This window comes from Lentzea waywayandensis (assembly GCF_900115955.1).
GTDB lineage: Bacteria > Actinomycetota > Actinomycetes > Mycobacteriales > Pseudonocardiaceae > Lentzea > Lentzea waywayandensis.
Genome location: NZ_FOYL01000003.1, coordinates 235482 through 255076 on the forward strand (window position 1 = coordinate 235482; position 19595 = coordinate 255076).

The 19595-nt window shown below is 69.1% G+C and carries 19 protein-coding genes; 12 read left to right on the forward strand and 7 right to left on the reverse strand.

Annotated features, from left to right (window positions below):
* Nucleotides 1-18: 18 nt before the first annotated feature.
* The 4 genes from BM417_RS11810 to BM417_RS11825 are packed head-to-tail and all read left to right on the forward strand — an operon-like array spanning nt 19 to nt 2024.
* On the forward strand, nt 19-225 hold the full coding sequence (locus tag BM417_RS11810) for a ribbon-helix-helix protein, CopG family (RefSeq protein ID WP_093591654.1): 207 nt from the start codon (nt 19-21) through the stop codon (nt 223-225).
* 32 nt (nt 226-257) lie between these two features.
* Entirely contained in the window at nt 258-644 is a 387-nt protein-coding gene (locus tag BM417_RS11815; RefSeq protein ID WP_093591657.1) for a type II toxin-antitoxin system death-on-curing family toxin, read from the forward strand.
* 34 nt (nt 645-678) lie between these two features.
* A complete protein-coding gene (locus tag BM417_RS11820) occupies nt 679-1056 on the forward strand; it encodes a MerR family transcriptional regulator (protein WP_093591660.1) in 378 nt (125 codons plus the stop codon).
* A gap of 47 nt (nt 1057-1103) precedes the next feature.
* Nucleotides 1104-2024 carry an aldo/keto reductase gene (locus BM417_RS11825; RefSeq protein WP_093593557.1) on the forward strand — a complete coding sequence of 307 codons (921 nt, stop codon included), beginning with the start codon at nt 1104-1106 and terminating at the stop codon, nt 2022-2024.
* Nucleotides 2025-2094: 70 nt separating this feature from the next.
* Here BM417_RS11825 and BM417_RS11830 read toward each other — a convergent pair whose 3' ends face one another.
* Both BM417_RS11830 and BM417_RS11835 read right to left on the reverse strand, forming a co-directional pair.
* Nucleotides 2095-2544, reverse strand: coding sequence for a flavodoxin family protein (locus BM417_RS11830; RefSeq protein WP_093591663.1), 450 nt, complete (start codon nt 2542-2544; stop codon nt 2095-2097).
* Nucleotides 2545-2552: 8 nt separating this feature from the next.
* The gene (locus BM417_RS11835) at nt 2553-3017 is read right to left on the reverse strand and encodes a hypothetical protein (RefSeq protein WP_093591666.1); all 465 of its coding nucleotides are present in this window, start codon (nt 3015-3017) and stop codon (nt 2553-2555) included.
* 20 nt (nt 3018-3037) lie between these two features.
* Between BM417_RS11835 and BM417_RS11840 the strand changes: the two genes are divergently transcribed.
* Together BM417_RS11840 and BM417_RS11845 are read left to right on the forward strand one after the other, a co-directional pair.
* Nucleotides 3038-3664, forward strand: a complete 627-nt coding sequence (locus BM417_RS11840) for a class I SAM-dependent methyltransferase (RefSeq protein ID WP_093591669.1) — start codon at nt 3038-3040, stop codon at nt 3662-3664.
* Between the two features lie 21 nt (nt 3665-3685).
* A complete protein-coding gene (locus tag BM417_RS11845) occupies nt 3686-4030 on the forward strand; it encodes a hypothetical protein (protein WP_245821867.1) in 345 nt (114 codons plus the stop codon).
* On the opposite strand, the gene BM417_RS11850 is transcribed toward BM417_RS11845, so the two are convergent.
* The 3 genes from BM417_RS11850 to BM417_RS11860 are packed head-to-tail and all read right to left on the reverse strand — an operon-like array spanning nt 4023 to nt 8059.
* Complete coding sequence (locus BM417_RS11850; protein WP_093591675.1) at nt 4023-5624, reverse strand: phospho-sugar mutase; 1602 nt, start codon at nt 5622-5624, stop codon at nt 4023-4025. The genes BM417_RS11845 and BM417_RS11850 overlap by 8 nt on opposite strands.
* Nucleotides 5621-6412, reverse strand: a complete 792-nt coding sequence (locus BM417_RS11855; RefSeq protein ID WP_093591678.1) for a purine-nucleoside phosphorylase — start codon at nt 6410-6412, stop codon at nt 5621-5623. Before BM417_RS11855 ends, BM417_RS11850 begins: the two co-directional genes overlap by 4 nt.
* A 9-nt stretch (nt 6413-6421) precedes the next feature.
* Nucleotides 6422-8059 (reverse strand): serine/threonine-protein kinase, encoded by a 1638-nt coding sequence (locus BM417_RS11860; RefSeq protein ID WP_093591681.1) that lies wholly within the window; start codon nt 8057-8059, stop codon nt 6422-6424.
* 90 nt (nt 8060-8149) lie between these two features.
* On the opposite strand from BM417_RS11860, the gene BM417_RS11865 reads away from it, so the two are divergent.
* From BM417_RS11865 to BM417_RS11890, 6 genes are all read left to right on the forward strand, one after another.
* The gene (locus BM417_RS11865; RefSeq protein WP_093591684.1) at nt 8150-9910 is read left to right on the forward strand and encodes a methylmalonyl-CoA mutase family protein; all 1761 of its coding nucleotides are present in this window, start codon (nt 8150-8152) and stop codon (nt 9908-9910) included.
* Complete coding sequence (scpA, locus tag BM417_RS11870) at nt 9907-12042, forward strand: methylmalonyl-CoA mutase (RefSeq protein WP_093591687.1); 2136 nt, start codon at nt 9907-9909, stop codon at nt 12040-12042. The genes BM417_RS11865 and scpA overlap by 4 nt, the downstream gene beginning before the upstream one ends.
* 111 nt (nt 12043-12153) lie before the next feature.
* The gene (meaB, locus tag BM417_RS11875; RefSeq protein ID WP_093591690.1) at nt 12154-13194 is read left to right on the forward strand and encodes a methylmalonyl Co-A mutase-associated GTPase MeaB; all 1041 of its coding nucleotides are present in this window, start codon (nt 12154-12156) and stop codon (nt 13192-13194) included.
* Nucleotides 13195-13250: 56 nt separating this feature from the next.
* On the forward strand, nt 13251-13544 hold the full coding sequence (locus tag BM417_RS11880; RefSeq protein ID WP_093591693.1) for a hypothetical protein: 294 nt from the start codon (nt 13251-13253) through the stop codon (nt 13542-13544).
* 204 nt (nt 13545-13748) lie between these two features.
* Entirely contained in the window at nt 13749-14921 is a 1173-nt protein-coding gene (locus BM417_RS11885; protein WP_093591695.1) for a M20 family metallopeptidase, read from the forward strand.
* Complete coding sequence (locus tag BM417_RS11890) at nt 14918-16195, forward strand: M20 family metallopeptidase (RefSeq protein WP_093591698.1); 1278 nt, start codon at nt 14918-14920, stop codon at nt 16193-16195. Before BM417_RS11885 ends, BM417_RS11890 begins: the two co-directional genes overlap by 4 nt.
* Here the strand turns inward: BM417_RS11890 and BM417_RS11895 are convergent.
* Together BM417_RS11895 and BM417_RS11900 are read right to left on the reverse strand one after the other, a co-directional pair.
* Entirely contained in the window at nt 16192-17601 is a 1410-nt protein-coding gene (locus BM417_RS11895; RefSeq protein ID WP_093593560.1) for an alkaline phosphatase D family protein, read from the reverse strand. The two genes, BM417_RS11890 and BM417_RS11895, sit on opposite strands and share 4 nt — an antisense overlap.
* 19 nt (nt 17602-17620) lie before the next feature.
* Nucleotides 17621-19330, reverse strand: coding sequence for a glycerol-3-phosphate dehydrogenase/oxidase (locus tag BM417_RS11900; RefSeq protein WP_093593563.1), 1710 nt, complete (start codon nt 19328-19330; stop codon nt 17621-17623).
* Nucleotides 19331-19595: the final 265 nt, after the last annotated feature.

A 19595-nucleotide genomic window follows, 5' to 3' on the forward strand; every position in this document is an offset into this window, starting at 1 on the left:
GGTTGATACCGTCACTCCATGGCGATGACCTTGCGGTTGACCGAGGAGGAGAACCTGCGGCTCGCCGAACTGGCGCAGTCCGAGGGGCGCTCCAAGCAGGAGGTCGTGCGGCTGGCGATCGCGGATCGTTACCAGCGCATGCAGCAGGAGGAGAAGCTCGGCGAGGTGCTTGGGCGAGTCCTGCCGAAGTACCGAAGTCTTTTGGATAGGCTCGGATCTTCCTGAAACTGTCAGACCTCTGTGATCAACTGGGTGCCGTGATCTCCTACCTCGACGCCGGGGACCTCTTAGTGCTGGCCACGGCCGTGACCGGTGGCGATCTCCTCGTCAGGGACATCGGCCTGCTGGACACGGCGGCCTACCGTCCCCGCGCCACCGTGCTCGGCGTGGAGGCCTACGACACGCTGTGGCTGAAGTCCTCCGCCCTGCTCGACTCGATCGTCCGAACCCGCCCTCTGGTCGAGGGCAACTGGCGGCTCGCCTGGGTCGCGGCCGTCACCATGTGCGACATCAACGGCTACTGGATCGACGCCGACGAGGACGACGCGCTCGACCTCGTCCGTGCCCTGGGCCGCGACAAGATCGACGTCCCGGAGATGGCCGGCCATCTCGAAGCGTGGGGACTCCCGAAGGATTCCGCTTGACCTAGAGTGCACTCCAGGTCTTAGCGTCGAACTCGTGAGTTACTCGATAGCCCAAGCCGCGCAGCGCAGTGGGTTGTCCATCGACACCTTGCGCTATTACGAACGAATCGGGCTCGTCGACCCGCCCGCGCGTGACTCGGGCGGCCGTCGCAGCTACTCGGAGGAGGACCTCGGCTGGCTGGCCTTCGTGACGCGCCTGCGCACGACCGGCATGCCGATCCGCATGATGCGCGAGTTCGCGCAGCTCAGGCACCACGGCGACCTGACGGCAGGCCGTCGCAAGCAGATTCTCGTCGAACATCGGGGTGACGTCCGCGCCCGCATCGCGGAGCTGCAGACGTGCCTGGAGGTGCTCGACTACAAGATCGACCACTACGCGGTGGTCGAGCAGGACTTGGAGGCGACGGCGTGAGCCGTTTGTTGGGATCGCTGGAGGTCGGGCCGCAGGGGCTCGGCTGCATGGGAATGTCGGAGTTCTACGGCGCCGGCGACGAGTCGGAGTCGATCGCGGTGATCCACCGGGCCCTGGAGCTCGGCGTGACGCTGCTCGACACGGCCGACATGTACGGGCCGCACGTGAACGAGGAACTGGTGGGCCGCGCGATCGCGGGCCGTCGTTCCGACGTCGTGCTGGCCACGAAGTTCGGCATCGTCCGCGAAGGGGGCGGCGGCCGTTCGGTGCGTGGCGACCGTGCTTACGTGCGGTCGTCCGTCGAGGGCTCGTTGAAGCGCCTCGGCGTGGACGTGATCGACCTGTACTACCTGCACCGCGTGCCGGCGGACACGCCGATCGAGGAGACCGTCGGCGCGATGGGCGAGCTCGTGGCGGAGGGCAAGGTGCGGTTCCTCGGCCTGTCCGAGGCGGGCGCTTCGACGCTGCGCCGCGCCCACGCCGTGCACCCGATCACCGCTCTGCAGAGCGAGTGGTCGCTGTGGTCGCGCGACATCGAGGCCGAGATCGTGCCCACGGCCCGTGAGCTGGGCGTCGGCCTCGTGCCGTACTCGCCTCTCGGCCGTGGCGTGCTGACCGGTCGTTTCACCTCTGCCTCGGACTTCGGTGCGGGGGACTTCCGGGGTGTCGCGCAGCCGCGGTTCACCGGCTCGAACCTCGACGCGAACCTCAAGATGGTGGAGGCACTGCGCGCTCTGGCCGAGGACCGCGGCGTCACCGCCGGTCAGCTGGCGCTGGCGTGGGTGCAGCACCGCGGGCAGGACGTCGTGCCGATTCCGGGGACCAAGCGGATCAAGTACCTGGAGGAGAACGTGGCGGCGGCGTCGTTGGAGCTGTCCGACGCGGATCTCGCCGCGATCGAGGCCGCCGTGCCCGCTTCGGCGGTGGCCGGAGACCGGTACCCGGACATGAGCTCGATCGGTCGCTAGAACATACGTTCGAATGCATCCCCAGGGTTGTCCACAGGTTGGGGACAACAGGCTGTGGACAACCCTGGGTTCATGTGGACAACTGGGCCGCGACGGTGGCGCCGAGCTCCCAGCACGCCTCCAGATCGGCCTTCGTGGGCTCGCCAGTGACGACCACGTGCTGCGCCGCCTTCTCCCAGCCCAACCCGGTCGTGGCGGTCTCCACGCTGCGCACCGCACCGGTCGTGTCGTTGTTGCCGTGCACGTAGAGCCCGAACGGCCTGCCCCGCGTGGAGTCGAGACACGGGTAGTAGACGGTGTCGAAGAAGTGCTTCAACGCACCGCTCATGTAACCGAGGTTCGCGGGCGTGCCCAGCAGATAGCCGTCGGCTTCCAGCACATCCACAGCGGTTGTGGACAACGCGGCCCGTCTGACCACTTCCACGCCCTCGATCTCGGGTGTGGACGCGCCGGCGACCACGGCCTCGAACATCGCCTGGACGGCGGGCGACGGCGTGTGGTGGACGAGAAGCAGCCTCATGACCGCTCTTAGTACCACTCGAAGTCGGGGTCGGTCGGCTCCTCGTCGTCCACGCCGATCGCTTCGAGCTGCTCGCTGGTGACGATCTCGCCGTTGTCCGGCTTGGCCAGAGCCAGGATCATCTCGACGAGATCGACGTGCCTCTCCTGCGACTGCCGGTGCAGCCGGGCCAGTTCTTCGCAGACCTCCAGCGTGCCGGTGCCCTCGACCCGCTTGTAGAGCAAACCGCCCTCCAGCATCCCGGAGAGCGGATGGGTGTTGCTGCGATACGAGTGCGCGACGCTGTGGAAGAAGAACCGCAGGGCCGGCTCGCCCTCCAGGCTGAAGCCGAACAGGTGCCTCAGCCCGCGCAGCAGCTCCTTGTGATAGGTCTTCAGCCGTGCGGCGAGCGACTCCGGCGGGGTGGGCCCGGACTCGGGCATGTCGTGCGCCTTGAGATAGGCCAGCGCCAGGTCACGCCGGGTGTATTCCATGAGCGGCAAGATAGTTGACCATGACCCGCGCCTCCTACGACGTTGTTGCCGCCAGCTATGCCGAGCTCATCCCGGACGCGCACGACGGCCGCCCGCTCGACACCGCGATCATGCGCGCGTTCGCCGAGCTCACCGAAGGCCCTGTCGGAGACCTCGGCTGCGGCGCCGGCCGCATCACGCAACACCTGCACGAACTGGGCCTCGACGTGTTCGGCGTCGACCTGTCCGACGGCATGCTCGACCAGGCGAGAAAGCTGTACCCGCACCTCACGTTCACCCAGGGCGACATCACGAAGCTGGACCTGGAAGACGACAGCCTCGGCGGCGCCGTCGTCTGGTACTCCACGGTCCACATGTCCGCGGACGAGGTGCCGTGGCGGGAACTCCACCGGGTCGTCAAGCCTGGCGGGTACCTGTTGCACGGCTTCAAACTGGGTGACCAGAAGAAGCGCCTGAGCTACGCGTACGGCCACGACGTGGACCTCTACGTCCACTGGCACGACATCGACGAGACCGTGAGCAACGCGACCGCGGCCGGGTTCAACGAAGTGGCACGCCTGCAACGTCAGAAGGGTGTCGACGAAGGCGGGCCGCAGGCGTTCTTGTTGCTCCAGAAACGGAACCCCGCAGCCGGAAGCACGTCTTGAAGGGTGTACACAGGAGGGACCATGAAGACCACCGCCCTAATGCACACCAGTCCTCGTCAGCGCCGCATCACCTGGGGTTTCGGCCTTGCGGTCGGCATCGGGATGATCGGGATCGGGCCCCTGTTCGCGTCATTGTGGCCTGGGTTCGACCACAGCCCGTGGGACATCAACACGATGTTGCTCGGACTCGGTGTGGGGCTCTGCGCGATCGCGTACATCTTCGGTCGGATCGCCGTCGCGGCGGTCACCGAGGGACGCCGCAACGCGGTGTCCCCGCCGACCAGAAGGGCCTACCTCGTGGCCGGCGGGGGTTTCGTCCTCGCCGCGCTCGCCTTGACCTACGCGCTGGCGACGTCAGCTAGCTGACGAGCTCAGTCACCCGTTCCCGCAGTTCAGCCAACCGGGCCCTACCTGACGCACGGGCGGACTCCAGTCCGTCCGTGACCGGTTCCACGACCTCCAGGTAGGCCTTGAGCTTCGGCTCGGTGCCGGACGGGCGCACGATCACGCGCACGCCGTCCGCCGTCCACCGCAGCACGTCCGCGCTGGGCAGCAGGTCCTCGGACGCGAAGTCCGCGGGCGGGTTCGCGCGCAGCCGGGCCATCGTCGCGCCGATCAGGCTCAAATCGGTGTACCGCAAGGAGACCTGGTCGGTCAGGTGCAGGCCGTGGTCCGTCGCGAGCTGGTCCAGCGCGTCCAGCAACGTGCGGCCCGAGGCCTTCAGGCCGGCGGCCAGGTCAGCGGCGACGACGGCGGCCGAGATGCCGTCCTTGTCCGCGACGTGCGTGGGATCGACGCAGTTGCCGAGCGCTTCCTCGTAGGCGAACACGAGGCCTTCGCCCGCGCGCGCCAGCCACTTGAAGCCCGTCAACGTCTCCGCGTACCGGGCACCGTGCGCCGCCGCGATCGACTTCAGCAGCGACGACGACACGATCGTCGTTGCCACCAACGGATCCGTGGACTCGGTGGTCGACAACACGAGCGAGCCGAGCAGCACGCCCGTCTCGTCGCCGCGCAGCATCCGCCACGTCTCGCCGTCCTTGACGCCCAGCGCGCACCGGTCCGCGTCCGGGTCCAGCGCGATGGCCAGGTCCGCGTTCACCGACGCCGCAAGGGAAAGCAGCTCGTCGGACGCGCCGGGCTCCTCCGGGTTCGGGAACACCACGGTCGGGAAGTCCGGATCCGGCACCGCCTGCGACCGCACCACGTGCACGTCGGTGAAACCCGCACGCCGCAACGCTTCCACGGCGAACGCGCCGCCCACGCCGTGCATCGGCGTCAGCGCGATCTTCAACGAACGGGAGCTGCCGCGAGGCAGTGACGCCACCTGCTCCAGGTACGCGTCCACCTCGGCGTCGGAAACCGTGGTGTAGGTGACGTTCCGAGGCACGGACACCGCGGCCGGAACCGCCTCGATCGCCTTCTCGATCTCGCCGTCCGCAGGCGGCACGATCTGCGAACCACCGGTCAGGTACAGCTTGTAGCCGTTGTCCGCGGGCGGGTTGTGCGACGCGGTGATCTGAATCCCCGCCACCGCGCCATGTGCGCGCACCAGGTACGCCAGCACCGGCGTCGGCAACGGCCCTGGGAGCACGCGCACGTCGAAGCCCGCGGCCGCCATCACCTCGGCGGCGGCCACGGCGAAGTCCTCCGAGCCGTGCCGGGCGTCCCGGCCGACGAACACCAGGCCGGACGTACCGAGCCACGACGCCAGACCGGCGGTCGTGCGGACCACCGTGGCGACGTTCATGCCGTTCGTGCCCGCCCGCACCGGCCCGCGCAGCCCGGCGGTGCCGAACGTCAGGGGCCCGGCCATGCGGTCCTGGAGGTCTTCCAACGCGGCGGGGTCGCCGCCCATCGCCCGTGCCAACACGCCCTGGAGCTCGGTTCGCGTCGCGTCCGACGGGTCGTCAGCGATCCACCGGAACGTCGCGTCACGCAGTGCCGGCGCCAGGCTCATGCGCGCTCCACCAGCTCACGCAGCAGCGTGCCCATGCGCTGAGCCGCGGCGGCGCCGGCCTCCAGCACCTCCTGGTGGTTCAGCGGCTCGCCGGTGATGCCGGCCGCGAGGTTCGTGACCAGCGACAGACCGAACACCTCGACGCCCTCGGCACGTGCGGCGATCGCCTCGTGCACGGTCGACATGCCGACCAGGTCCGCGCCCATCGTGCGCAGCATCCGGATCTCGGCGGGCGTCTCGAAGTGCGGGCCCGGGAGCCCCGCGTACACGCCCTCCTCCAGCGACGGGTCGATCGCCTGCGCGACCTTGCGCAGCCGCGGCGAGTACAGGTCCGTGAGGTCCACGAACCGTGCGCCGACCAGCGGCGACACGGCCGTCAGGTTCAGGTGGTCGGAGATCAGCACGGGCTGCCCGACGGACATGCCCTGACGCAGGCCACCGGCCGCGTTGGTCAGCACGACCGTGGACACGCCCGCGGCTGCGACGGTGCGCACGCCGTGCACGACCTTCTGGACGCCCTTGCCCTCGTAGCCGTGGGTGCGGCCGAGAACGACGAGGACCTTCTTGCCACCGACCTCGACGGAACGGATGGTGCCGCCGTGGCCGAGCGCGGTCGGCGCCTCGAAGCCCGTCAGCTCGCCCACCGGGATCTCGGTGACCGGGTCGCCGATCACGTCGGCGGCGGGCCGCCAGCCCGAGCCGAGCACGATGGCGATGTCGTGCTTCGCGTTGCCGGTGCGGCTCTGGATCTCTTCCGCGGCCTTGCCGGCCAGCTCTTCTGGAGTCACCGCGAGAGCTTAAACCGGTGCGAAGGTGGAGGCGATCGCGTCGAACAGTCGCACGCGAGCCTCGTCCTCCTGCTCGGTCGGCACGATGACCTCGACCACCCACAGGTCGTTGCCGTAGGGGAGCAGCCGGGAGAAGTGCGACCTGCGCAGCGCGGTGGGTTCGTCACCCTCGACCGTCTTGTAGAGGAACTGGATGCTGTTCTCGCTGCGTGGTCCAGGGAGGTCCGGCGTCGAGGTCGTCTCGCCGCCGAAGAACCTGCCGGGCCAGCGTCCCTGCACGCCGGCCACGTACGTGTCGATGTCGCGCTTCGGGTAGTACTCGGGGAACCGCTGCACCGTCACCTCGTACGCGCCGCTGCCCGACACGAAGTGCACCACCGCCGAGACCGGGAACCGCTGGTCGGCGCCACGTTGCTCGGTGTAGACCGACCAGCTCTGCTCGACGTTCAGCGTGAACCTGCCGCCCTGGTCGCCGTTCGCCAGCACGGCCGACGCGGTGCGGGGCCGCAGGGTCGCCGACGTGGGCAGGGTCGGCAGGGTGGGCAGCGTCTGCTCGGCCGGCGGCAGCAGTGGCGCGCCCGCGGCCAGCCTGGTCAGCGCGAACCCGCCGCCGGATCCCGCCACGAACAGCAGGAGTGCCGCCGCCAGGACGAACGTCGTGGCCACACGTCCGCGTCGCCTCTCCGGCGTGATCGGCTTCGTGATCATGAACGGCAACGGGCCCGGGTCGTCGGCCAGCGGCGCGTCCGGCTCGATCTTCGGCTTGGGCCGCACGACGATCGGCACCTGCACCTGCTCGCGGACCTCGAACGCGTCCGTGCCCGGCTCCGGCAGCAGCGGGTAGACCTGCCTGCGCACGTCGACCAGCGACAGCCGCCCGGCCGGTTCCTTCTGCATCAACCCGCTGATCACCGGCGCGAGCCGCCCGGCGCCCGCCGGCACGGGCACGTCGCCGTGGATCACCGCGTTGATCGTCTGCATGACGTTGCGGCCCACGTACGGAGGCTCGCCTGCCATCGCGGCCCACATCGTCGCGCCGAGCGACCACCGGTCCGCGGCCGCCGACACGTCACCGCCCTGAGCCACCTCGGGCGCGATGTAGGCGGGCGTGCCGAGCGTGATGCCGCGTGCGGTCATGGTGGCCTCGGCGACGTTGCGCGCGATGCCGAAGTCCGTGAGCTTGACCCGTCCGTCGTCCGCGATGAGCACGTTGCCGGGCTTCACGTCCCGGTGCGTGATGCCGGCCCGATGAGCCGACGCCAGCGCCGCCGCGATCGCGTCCAGCACCGCCGCGCCCTGCTTCTCGGTGAGGCAGCCCTGCTCCTGAAGCACCTCGCCGAGACTGCGGGACGGCACCAGTTCCATCACCACGTACGGGTCGCCGTCCTGCTGAAGGACGTCATAGAGCGTCACGAGGTTCGGGTGGGACAACGCGGCGACGGCACGCGCCTCGCGCATGGTGCGTTCTCGCAGCTGAGCGGCCTCGACCTCGGGCATGCCGGGGGTCTGCAGGATGCCCTTCACCGCGACCTGCCGGCCCAGCACCTCGTCGTGAGCGGCCCACACGGTGCCCATCGAGCCCTGACCGAGCACGTGCAGCAGCCGATATCGATCCGCGATCAGGCGCTGGAGGTCACCGTTGTCCACGCCTCAATTGTTCCTGACACACTGACTGCATCGTTAACGGCGGTGAACCTCACATAGCCGTGTCGGTACTGGTCGGTAACACTGCAACGCATGATGGAGTTGGCATTGACCGCCGAATTCCGCCCGAACGAGTTCCCCTCAGCGTCGAGGGAACAGTGGCGTGAGCTGGTCGACGCCGTGCTCCGCAAGACCGGCGCGAGCTTCGACTCCCTGGTCACGAAGACCTACGACGGCATCGAGCTCCAGCCGCTCTACACCCTCGACGACGCCCTGGAGCCGTACGCGCTCGCGCCGGTGAAGCAGGGCTGGGACATCCGGCAGCGCCACGCCGTGCCCGATCCGGTCGCCCTGATGAACGACCTGGAGGGCGGCGTCACCTCGGTGTGGCTGGCCGTGCCGGCCGCGTCGCTGGAGCGCCTCCTCGACGGCGTGTACCTCGACCTCGCGCCGATCGTGCTCGACGGTTCCGTGGACGCCGCACGCGCGATGCTGCGGATCTACGACCAGGCGCCGGTACTGGCCGACGAGGTGCGCGGCAACCTGGCCCTGACACCTCATGGCGAGGCTCTCGACGTCATCAGGCAGGCCCGCTCGCAGTTCCCGGGGCTGCGGACCGTCGTGGTGGACGCGCTGCCGTTCCACGATGCCGGCGGCTCCGACTCCGAGGAACTGGGCGCCTCTCTCGCACTGGCGGTTTCGCACCTGCGTGCTCTCACGGCCGCTGGGTTCGAGGTGTCTGCTGCATTCGAACAGTTGGAGTTCCGTTACGCAGCGACGGCCGACCAGTTCATGACCATCGCCAAGCTGCGCGCCGCTCGTCGGCTGTGGGCGCGCGTGGCCGAGGTGTCCGGCGTTGACGCCGTGCAGGTGCAACACGCCGTGACGTCGTCGGCGATGATGACCCGCCGCGACCCGTGGGTGAACATGCTGCGCACCACCGTGGCCTGCCTGTCCGCGGGACTGGGCGGCGCCGACTCGGTGACCGTGCAGCCGTTCGACGCGGCGATCGGGCTGCCGGACGAGTTCGCCCGGCGGATCGCGCGCAACACGCAGAACCTGCTGCTGGAGGAGTCGCACCTCGGTGAGGTGATCGACCCCGCGGCCGGGTCCTGGTACGTGGAGAAGCTGACCGACTCGCTGGCCGTGGAGGCCTGGGCGTGGTTCCAGGAGATCGAACGGGCGGGTGGGCTGGAGGAGGCGCGTTCGCTGGTGGCCTCGCGGATCGCTGCTACCTGGGCGGCGCGGTCGGCGCGGCTCGCGAACCGGAGTGACCCGATCACGGGCGTCAGCGAGTTCCCGAACCTCGGCGAGAAGCCGGTCGTCCGCGAGCCTGCGGTCGGAATCGATTCGGATTCGCAGGCCCCCTGGGGGGAAACACCCCCCATCCCAAGTTTCTCAGGCAGGTCTGACAATTTCGGGCTGCCTCGGGTCCGTTATGCACAGGCCTTCGAAGAGCTGCGCGACCTGGCCGACGCCCAGCCCGAACGGCCGCAGGTCTTCCTGGCCACCCTCGGCCCGGTCGCCGCCCACACCGCCAGGGCCACCTTCGCCGCCAACCTCTTCAACGCCGGCGGTTTCGCCACCCCGAACGCGGGCGCGACCAGGACCCCCGAAGACGTGGCCGCGAAGTTCAAGGAGTCCGGCGCCAAGGTCGCCGTCCTGTGCGGCAGCGACACCAGCTACGCCGAAAGCGCCGTCCCGACCGTCGAAGCACTGCGTGCCGCCGGTGCGGAGCGGGTACTCCTGGCAGGCAAGAAGACCGACGCGACCGTCGACGGCTTCGTCTACACGGGATGCCCGGCGCTCGAGATCCTCAACGACACCTACGGCTTTCTGGGAGTGGAGCGATGATCCCCAACTTCGCGGACATCGACCTCGGCCCGCTCCCGCAGGCGAAGTACGAGACCGACCTGCCGCCGTGGGAGACGCCGGAGGGCATCGCGGTCAAGCCGGTCTACGGTCCGTCCGATGTAGACGGTCTGGACTTCCTGCGGACCTACCCCGGCGTGGCGCCGTTCCTCCGCGGCCCCTACCCGACGATGTACGTCAACCAGCCGTGGACCGTCCGTCAGTACGCGGGCTTCTCCACCGCCGAGGAGTCGAACGCCTTCTACCGCCGCAACCTCGCGGCCGGCCAGAAGGGCCTTTCAGTCGCGTTCGACCTGGCGACCCACCGCGGCTACGACTCGGACCACCCGCGCGTGGCCGGTGACGTCGGCATGGCCGGCGTGGCGATCGACTCGATCTACGACATGCGCACGCTGTTCGACGGCATCCCGCTGGACAAGATGTCCGTGTCGATGACGATGAACGGCGCGGTGCTCCCGATCCTGGCCCTGTTCGTGGTGGCGGCGGAGGAGCAGGGGGTGAAGCCGGAGCAGCTCATGGGGACGATCCAGAACGACATCCTCAAGGAGTTCATGGTCCGCAACACCTACATCTACCCGCCCGCGGCGTCGATGCGGATCATCTCCGACATCTTCAGCTACACCAGCCGGCACATGCCGAAGTACAACTCCATCTCGATCTCCGGCTACCACATGCAGGAGGCCGGGGCGACCGCCGACCTGGAGCTGGCGTACACGCTCGCGGACGGCGTCGAGTACATCCGCGCCGGCAAGGAAGCGGGGCTGGACGTCGACGCGTTCGCGCCGCGGCTGAGCTTCTTCTGGGCGATCGGCATGAACTACTTCATGGAGATCGCCAAGATGCGGGCCGCGCGGCTGCTCTGGGCCAAGCTCGTGAACGACTTCCAGCCGAAGAGCCAGAAGTCCCTGAGCCTGCGCACGCACTGCCAGACGTCCGGCTGGTCGCTGACCGCGCAGGACGTGTTCAACAACGTTGCGCGCACGTGCGTCGAGGCGATGGCGGCGACGCAAGGACACACGCAGTCGTTGCACACCAACGCACTCGACGAGGCGCTCGCGCTGCCCACGGACTTCTCCGCGCGCATCGCCCGCAACACGCAGCTGCTGCTCCAGCAGGAGTCCGGCACGACGCGCGTGATCGACCCGTGGGGCGGCAGCGCGTACGTCGAGCGGCTCACGAACGAGCTCGCCGCCAAGGCGTGGGAGCACATCGCCGAGGTCGAGAAGGCCGGCGGCATGGCCCGCGCGATCGACGAGGGCATCCCGAAGCTGCGCATCGAGGAGGCCGCCGCCCGCACCCAGGCGCGCATCGACTCCGGTCGCCAGCCCGTCATCGGCGTCAACAAGTACCTGGTGGGCACCGACGAGCAGATCGAGGTGCTCAAGGTCGACAACGCCGGCGTGCGCACGCAGCAGCTCGAGAAGCTGCGCAGGCTCAGGGAAGAACGTGACCAGTCCGCAGTGGACAGTGCGCTCGACGCGCTCACGAGGGCGACGGACAACGGCGGCAACCTGCTCGAGCTGGCGATCAACGCCGCCCGCGCCAAGGCGACCGTCGGCGAGATCTCGGAGTCGCTCGGCAAGGTGTGGGGACGGCACACCGCCCAGATCCGCACCATTTCCGGTGTCTACCGGCAGGAGGTCGGATCGGTGTCCAACGTGGACGCCTGCCGCGAGGTCGTCGAGGCCTTCGCGGTGGAGGAGGGCCGCCGGCCGCGCATTCTGGTCGCCAAGATGGGCCAGGACGGTCACGACCGCGGCCAGAAGGTCATCGCCACGGCGTTCGCGGACCTCGGCTTCGACGTCGACGTCGGCCCGCTGTTCCAGACGCCGGACGAGGTCGCGCGCCAGGCCGTCGAGGCCGACGTGCACATCGTCGGCGTGTCCTCGCTCGCCGCCGGCCACCTCACGCTGGTGCCGGCGCTGCGCGAGGAACTCGCCGAGCTCGGCCGCGAGGACATCATGATCGTCGTCGGTGGCGTGATCCCGCCGCAGGACTTCGACGAGCTGTACGCGGCGGGTGCGGCGGCGATCTTCCCGCCCGGCACCGTGATCGCGGACGCGGCGAAGGATCTACTGGTGAAACTCGCGAACCAACTTGGCCACAATGGCTAGCGCGATGACCACCGACCTTCGCCGGGTTCTTTCGGCGCTCAGCGGGATCCCTCGCGGCGTCTCCCCCGCGCCCCCATATGCCCGATATGAGGACGCGGGGGAGACACCACGATGAATCCGTCTGACCGTCGAAACAACGCGACGAAGGCCGGTGGTCACCGCGCCAGGGTGATCGATGTCGCCGAGTACACCAAGGGCGTCCTCGACGGCAATCGCGGCGTGCTGGCCAGGGCCATCACGCTGGTCGAGTCGACGCGTGCGGACCACCGGGCCAAGGCCCAGGAGCTGCTGATCGAGCTGTTGCCCAAGTCGGGCGACGCGATCAGGGTCGGCATCACCGGTGTGCCCGGCGTGGGCAAGTCGACGTTCATCGACGCCCTCGGCACCACGCTGACCGAGCAGGGGCACCGGGTGGCGGTGCTCGCCGTCGACCCGTCCTCGACCCGCACCGGCGGCAGCATTCTGGGCGACAAGACGCGGATGCAGCGGCTGTCGGTGAACCAGAACGCGTTCATCCGGCCCTCGCCCACGTCCGGCACGCTCGGCGGCGTCGCGCAGGCCACCCGCGAGACCATCGTGCTGGTCGAGGCCGCCGGGTTCGACGTCGTGCTGGTCGAGACCGTCGGCGTCGGGCAGTCCGAGGTGGCCGTCGCGAACATGACGGACTGCTCGCTGTTCCTGACGCTCGCGCGCACCGGTGACCAGTTGCAGGGCATCAAGAAGGGCATCCTGGAGCTCGCGGACGTCATCGCGGTCAACAAGGCCGACGGCGATCACGAGCTGGACGCCCGCAAGGCCGCCCGCGAGCTGGCCGGGGCGTTGAAGCTGCTGCGCCCGCCGGACGCGTTGTGGCACCCGCCGGTCCTCACCTGCTCGGGTCTCACCGGGGCCGGTCTGGACGAGCTGTGGTCCCGAGTGATGGAACACCGGCGGACCCTGAAAGACGCCGGGGAACTGGACGAACGCCGTCGCCGCCAGCAGGTCGAATGGACCTGGATGATGGTCCACGACGAACTGTGGCGGCAGGTGCGCGAGAGCACCGCCGTGCGTTCCCTCGCCCCCTCTCTCGAAGAGAAGGTCCGCCTCGGAGAGCTCACCGCCACCCTCGCGGCAGAGCAGATTTTGAAGGCGTTCCAATCGGACTCACGGTAGGCGCTTAACTAGTTTGGGTGACCTTCGATCGTGGTATTCGAGGTAGAGTTCAGGCCATGTCGAGGTTGCTGCTGGCCTGCGTGTTCTCGCTGATGAGCGTTCTCGGGATCGCCGGAGTGGCGTCCGCGCAAGAGGCGGCGAGCGCGCCTGTGGTGGCTGCGCAGCAGACGACCGTGAACCCGGCTCCCGACGTGAACGCGCCGCAGGCGCCCTCGCCTGAGACCCGTGAAGAGACCAAGCGCAAGCTGTGGATCGGCGGTATCGCCGTGCTGCTGTTCGTGCTGGTCTACTACCGCAACAAGAAGCGGTGGGCGAAGTGGCGCAAGGAACGGGCTGCCAAGAAGGGCTAGCCGAACGGTCGGTGGGCTGAGAGCGCACCTCCCACATGCTGGGACGTAATAGTCAAAATTAAGCGTGTCTCGCGACCATTTGCGTCATCGTTGATCGGTCAGACCGAAACTCGCTCGCCGCTTGGCGCAGCGCCGCGACCGGCCGTCCGGTTGATCATCATCAGCGCGCTGCGTCTTACAGGTGGTGATGCAGGATGGTGGCAAATGGGTACCGACTTGAAGATCAGCACACGCTCGACCGTCGAGCGGTACTCGGACGCGCTGCTGGACCTGTCGCACTCGATCCACGCCGAGCCTGAGCTGGCCTTCGAGGAGCACCGCAGCGTCGAGAAGATCACCACCCTGCTGGCCCGCGAGGGCTTCAAGGTCGACCGCGGGGTCGCAGATCTCGACACCGCGTTCGTCGCGACGTACGGCGACGGCGAGCTGGTGCTGGGGCTTTGTGCCGAATACGACGCTTTGCCCGAGGTCGGGCACGCGTGCGGGCACAACGTCATCGCCGCCGCTTCCGTCGGCTCCGCGCTCGCTCTGCGTGACATCGCCGACCAGTTGGGTATCACCGTCAAGGTGATCGGAACTCCAGCGGAAGAGGTCGGCGGGGGCAAGGTGCTCATGCTGGAACGAGGCGTGTTCGACGACGTCTCGCTCTCGATGATGGTGCACCCGGCGCCGTACGAGTCGTGCGCCGCCAAATCGCTCGCCATCACCGATCTCGAGGTGCGCTACACGGGCAAGCCGTCACACGCGGCCGCCGCCCCCCACCTGGGCATCAACGCCGCGGACGCGGTGACCGTCGCGCAGATCTCGATCAGTCTGCTGCGGCAGCACTTCGAACCCGGCCAGATGGTGAGCGGCATCGTCACCAACGGCGGCACCGTGCCGAACGTAATACCCGCCCGCGCATCGGCGATGTTCGATGTGAGGGCGGAAAACCTGGAATCGTTGCAGCGTCTGGAGAACCGGATCCGCGACTGCTTCTCGGCCGGCGCACTCGCGACCGGTTGCACCCATGAGGTCGTGCAGGTCTCACCGATCTACGCCGAGTTGACTCCCGACCCGTGGCTGGCGGACGCCTACCGGCGTGCGGCCACTGAGCTGGGAAGACGACCGCTCTCGCCCGAACAGGAACAACGAGAGAAGATCGGGAGCACCGACATGGGCAACGTCACCAGAGTGTTGCCCGCCATCCACCCGACCATCGCCATCGACTGCGGAGACGCGGTGAACCACCAACTAGAGTTCGCGACCGCCTGTGCCTCGGCGTCGGCCGACCGTGCGCTCCTTGACGGAGCACTTGCCATGGCTTGGACGACGATCGCGACAGCCACCGATTCCCAGCAGCGAGCACGGCTGCTGGCCCGCGGAGGTGCGGCATGACGGTTCTGGACTCCCGGCCCTCGGGCTCCTCAACTGTGAAGACGTCCACCGAGATGCTCGTGGACCCCACCGGGGTGAGCATGTCTCCTGTGGATGATCTGGGAGAAGGCCGTGGCCCCGCCTGGCTCGACGACTGGCTGAAGGCGAACTCCGCCGACGTCGTCGCCTGGCGCAGGCACATCCACGCCAACCCAGAGCTCTCCCGGCGCGAGTACAACACCACCGAGCTCGTAGCGAAGCTGCTGCGCGAGGTCGGCCTCAAGCCGCGCATCCTCCCCGGCGGCACGGGCCTGATCTGCGACATCGGCCACGGCCCTCGCTGCGTGGCTCTCCGCGCGGACATGGACGCCCTGCCGCTGCACGAGAACACCGGCCTGCCGTTCGGGTCCACTGTGGACGGTGTGTCGCACGCGTGCGGTCACGACGCCCACACGACGGTCCTGCTCGGCACCGCGCTGGCGCTCGCGTCGGCGACGGAGCTGCCCGGCCGCATCCGGCTGGTGTTCCAGCCGGCGGAGGAGGTCATGCCGGGCGGCGCGCTCGACGTGCTGGCCGCGGGCGGACTCGACGGTGTGGAGCGAATTTTCGGTCTGCACTGCGACCCGCGCCTTCAGGTCGGCCGCATCGGCACGCGCATCGGCGCCATCACGTCGGCCTCCGACCTGCTGGAGCTGCGGCTGTCCTCGCCGGGCGGCCACACCTCGCGCCCGCACCTCACCGCGGACCTGGTGCACGCGCTCGGCACGGTCATCACCGGCCTGCCGACGATGCTGTCGCGCCGCGTCGACCCCCGCTCCGGCACCGTCCTGGTGTGGGGCGCGGTGCACGCGGGCGAGGCGCCGAACGCGGTGCCGCAGGAAGGCCTGGTGCGCGGCACGCTGCGCACCGGCGACCGCGACATCTGGGCCGAGCTGGAGCCGTTGGTCAAGGACCTGGTGACGGGCCTGCTGGCCCCGACCGGCGTCGGCTTCGACCTGCACCACCGCCGCGGCGTGCCGCCGGTGGTGAACGAGCGCGAGTCGACCCAGATCCTGCGCGCCGGAATCGAGGCCGCACTGGGCGACGACGCGCTCGCAGGCACCGAGCAGTCGTCCGGTGGTGAGGACTTCGGCTGGTACCTGGAGCACGTGCCCGGCTCGTTCGCGCGCCTCGGCGTGTGGAACGGCCAGGAGAAGCAGCGCGATCTGCACCAGCCGACGTTCGACCTCGACGAGCGTGCGCTCCTCGTGGGCGTCCGCGTGATGGTGCACACCGCGCTGGCAGCGCTCGCCTAGAGCGGAACCCTCTCGGTTTGAGCAGTGTTGTGGCGCGTGCGGAACGAATGCGCACGCGCCACAGCGCTGTCCGGGTTCTTCTTGTCCGCCACGTAGTGCCAGTCGAACCGCACCTCGTCCGCGGTCACCCGCAGCGTCGAGACGCCGTGCGAGTCCAGCTCCACGAACCGCACGTGCGGGTTGAGCGCCTGGAACTGCGCCTCGACCTGCAACGCGACCGTGCGCGGCGGCACCTTCAGCAGGTCGTCGAAGTTGTCCGACGTCAGTGACGTGACGACGTACTCGGTGGCCACCGGCTGCCCGCCGAGCGGCACGTCGATGGCCCACGAGCTGTGGATGTCGCCGGTCAGGAACACCGTGTTCTTCCGGTCTCCCAACGACCTGAGCACCAGCTCCCGGTCGGCGGGAAAGCCGTCCCACTGGTCGGGGTTCGACTGCGGGAGGCCCGGCAGCGGCGGGACCTTGAGCGGGCTCATCATCACCGAGTTGCCGACGAACTGCCAACGAGCGCGGTCGGTGGTGAGGGTGTCGATCAGCCGGTCCCGTTGGGCGGCACCGAGGATCGTCGCGTCGGTGCGGTACGAGCGCAGGTCGAGCATGGTCAACGTCGCCAGCTCGCCGAAGCGGAACGTCCGGTCGAGCCTGCCCTCGCGCACGGGCATCCACTCGTAGTAGGCCTGTGTCGCGGCGGCCAGCCGTGCGCCCCACGGGCCTTCGGTCGCCGGATCGTGTTGTGGCGAACCGATGCTGGACGAGTTGTCCGCGCTCTCGTGATCGTCCCAGGTGGCGATCATGGCGTGCGCCGCGTGCAGCGACTGGACGTGCTGGTCGGTCTTGTACTTCGCGTGCCGGCGCCGGTAGTCGTCGAGGGTGAGGCACTCGTGCGGCGGGTCCTGCTCGCGGACCGCGCCGTAGTTGTTCTCGTAGATGTAGTCGCCGAGATGGATCACGGCGTCGAGGTCCTGGCGGGCGAGGTACCCGTAGCCGGCGAAGTGCCCGGCCGACCAGTTCGCGCACGACGCGACGCCGAAGTTCAGCTCGGACCCGCAGCCCCCGGTCTTGGTCCTGCCGACCGGCGACACGACGTCGCCGACGCGGAACCGGTACCAGTAGCGGGTGTTGTCCCGCAGGCCGTGGACCTCGACCTTCACCGTGTGGTCCCGAGCAGCCGAAGTGCGGGCGATGCCGCGCTTCACGATCCGGTGGAAGTCCTCGTCACGCGCGACCTCCCACCGGATCGGCTTGGAGGTGATCACGCGCGTCCACAGCAGGACACCGTCGGGCAACGGGTCGCCGGACGCGACACCGTGCTCGAACACAGGTGCAGCGGCGTGGGCGGTACCGGTCGAAGCGGCACCGGCCACGGCTGCGCCGATCAGGAAAGTTCGTCTGCCAACCCCGGTCATGCCCACAGCATGCCGAAGATCAGCTCACGGGTTCGGTCAACTGAGGCCGCGCTTCCGGTGCCGAGGCGCGAACCGCGTCCGCCGCCTGGTCGTCCGGCTTGGTCTGGGACGTGCGCTCGGCCTCGACGCGCGCGTTGTAGATCTCGACCTCGCGCTTGATCGCGTCCTCGTCCCACCCGAGGATCGGCGCGACCAGCCGGGCCACCGCGTCCGCCGAGTCGACGCCGCGGTGGGCGTACTCGATGGAGATGCGGGTGCGCCGCGTCAGCACGTCCTCCAGGTGCATCGCGCCCTCGTGCGAGACCGCGTACACCGCCTCGACCTGGAGGTAGTCGGGGGAGGCCGGGATCGGCTTGAGCAGCTCCGGGTTGTCCGCGGCCAGTGACAGCACCTCGTGCACCAGCGAGCCGTAGCGGTCCAGCAGGTGCCGCACGCGGTACGGGTGCAGGCCGTGCTTGGCCGCGAGCTGATCGGCCTGGTTCACCAGCGCGTGGTAGCCGTCGGCGCCGACCAGCGGCACCTTGTCCGTGATGGACGGCTGGATCCGGCCCGGCAGGTCGACGTGCGCCGCGTCGACGGCGTCCGCGCCCATCACCCGGTACGTCGTGTACTTGCCACCCGCGATCGCCACCAGGCCTGGGGAGACCCTCGCGACCGCGTGCTCGCGGGAGAGCTTTGACGTCGAATCGGATTCGCCCGCCAGCAACGGCCGCAGGCCCGCGTAGACGCCCTCGATGTCGTCGTGCGTCAACGGGGTCGCGAGCACCGAGTTGACGTGTTCGAGGATGTAGTCGATGTCGTGCTTGGTGGCCGCTGGGTGTGCCAGGTCGAGGTTCCAGTCGGTGTCCGTGGTGCCGACGATCCAGTGGTTGCGCCACGGGATGACGAACAGCACGGACTTCTCGGTGCGCAGGATCATCCCGGCCTCGGCGACGATCCGGTCGCGCGGGACGACGATGTGCACGCCCTTCGACGCCCGCACCCGGAAGCGCCCGCGCGAGCCGGAAAGCCGCTGCAGCTCGTCCGTCCAGACGCCGGTCGCGTTGATCACGGCGTGCGCCCGCACGTCTACTTCGCGCCCGTCCTCGACGTCGCGCACCCGCACGCCGGACACGCGGTCCGCCTCGCGCAGGAACTCGACCACCTGGGTCGACGTGCGCACCACGGCGCCGTAGTGGGCGGCGGTGCGGCCGACCATCATCGTGTGCCGGGCGTCGTCGGCCTGGGCGTCGTAGTAGCGGATGCCGCCGATCAACGCGTCGCGCTTCAACGCGGGGACCAGCCGGAGCGCGCCCGCACGGGTGAGATGTTTCTGCCCCGGCACGGACCGGGCGCCGCCCATCGTGTCGTACAGGAACAGTCCGGCCGCCGAGTACGGGCGTTCCCAGATGCGGTTGCTCAGCGGGTAGAGGAACGCGACGGGCTTCACCAGGTGCGGTGCGAGGCGCGTCAGCATCAGCTCGCGTTCGCGCAGTGCCTCGCGCACCAGGCCGAACTCCAGCTGCTCCAGGTAGCGCAGGCCGCCGTGGAAGAGCTTGGAGGACCGGCTGGACGTGCCCGACGCCAGGTCACGGGCCTCGACGAGTGCCACCCGCAGTCCGCGCGTGGCGGCGTCCAGTGCCGCGCCGACACCGACGACACCCCCACCGACGACCACGACGTCGAACGTCTCGGCACCCAGCCGCTGCCAGGCCTCCTCGCGTTCGGCCGGGCCGAGCCGGCCGGTGATCGGTGGTTCGGCATGGGTTCGCGGTGGTGCAGCTGCGTTCTTGCGCGTGACCACGACAGACGCCTCCCTGCTACGACTTCGCCTCACGCTACCTTCAGCGACCGCCGTCCGCCCATGGGCGCGCGGGCCAGAACCTTATGGCCTGAGAACGGCCTGACCACCCGTACTTGGCGTGGACAACTGATCAGGTGGGTAATAGCGTCCGAGCACGTTGTAGGCGGGCGGCGCGGCCCTGACCTCGGGTTTGCGCGTCCTGCCTGGCGCA

What these genes read in the sequence shown, in the direction of transcription:
- BM417_RS11810 (WP_093591654.1), top strand. Translation starts at nt 19, where the DNA reads ATGGCGATGACCTTGCGGTTGACCGAGGAGGAGAACCTGCGGCTCGCC.
- BM417_RS11825 (WP_093593557.1), top strand. Translation starts at nt 1,104, where the DNA reads ATGGGAATGTCGGAGTTCTACGGCGCCGGCGACGAGTCGGAGTCGATC.
- BM417_RS11830 (WP_093591663.1), bottom strand. Translation starts at nt 2,544, where the DNA reads ATGAGGCTGCTTCTCGTCCACCACACGCCGTCGCCCGCCGTCCAGGCG.
- BM417_RS11835 (WP_093591666.1), bottom strand. Translation starts at nt 3,017, where the DNA reads ATGGAATACACCCGGCGTGACCTGGCGCTGGCCTATCTCAAGGCGCAC.
- BM417_RS11840 (WP_093591669.1), top strand. Translation starts at nt 3,038, where the DNA reads ATGACCCGCGCCTCCTACGACGTTGTTGCCGCCAGCTATGCCGAGCTC.
- BM417_RS11845 (WP_245821867.1), top strand. Translation starts at nt 3,686, where the DNA reads ATGAAGACCACCGCCCTAATGCACACCAGTCCTCGTCAGCGCCGCATC.
- BM417_RS11850 (WP_093591675.1), bottom strand. Translation starts at nt 5,624, where the DNA reads ATGAGCCTGGCGCCGGCACTGCGTGACGCGACGTTCCGGTGGATCGCT.
- BM417_RS11865 (WP_093591684.1), top strand. Translation starts at nt 8,150, where the DNA reads ATGATGGAGTTGGCATTGACCGCCGAATTCCGCCCGAACGAGTTCCCC.
- scpA (WP_093591687.1), top strand. Translation starts at nt 9,907, where the DNA reads ATGATCCCCAACTTCGCGGACATCGACCTCGGCCCGCTCCCGCAGGCG.
- meaB (WP_093591690.1), top strand. Translation starts at nt 12,154, where the DNA reads ATGAATCCGTCTGACCGTCGAAACAACGCGACGAAGGCCGGTGGTCAC.
- BM417_RS11880 (WP_093591693.1), top strand. Translation starts at nt 13,251, where the DNA reads ATGTCGAGGTTGCTGCTGGCCTGCGTGTTCTCGCTGATGAGCGTTCTC.
- BM417_RS11885 (WP_093591695.1), top strand. Translation starts at nt 13,749, where the DNA reads ATGGGTACCGACTTGAAGATCAGCACACGCTCGACCGTCGAGCGGTAC.
- BM417_RS11890 (WP_093591698.1), top strand. Translation starts at nt 14,918, where the DNA reads ATGACGGTTCTGGACTCCCGGCCCTCGGGCTCCTCAACTGTGAAGACG.
- BM417_RS11895 (WP_093593560.1), bottom strand. Translation starts at nt 17,601, where the DNA reads ATGACCGGGGTTGGCAGACGAACTTTCCTGATCGGCGCAGCCGTGGCC.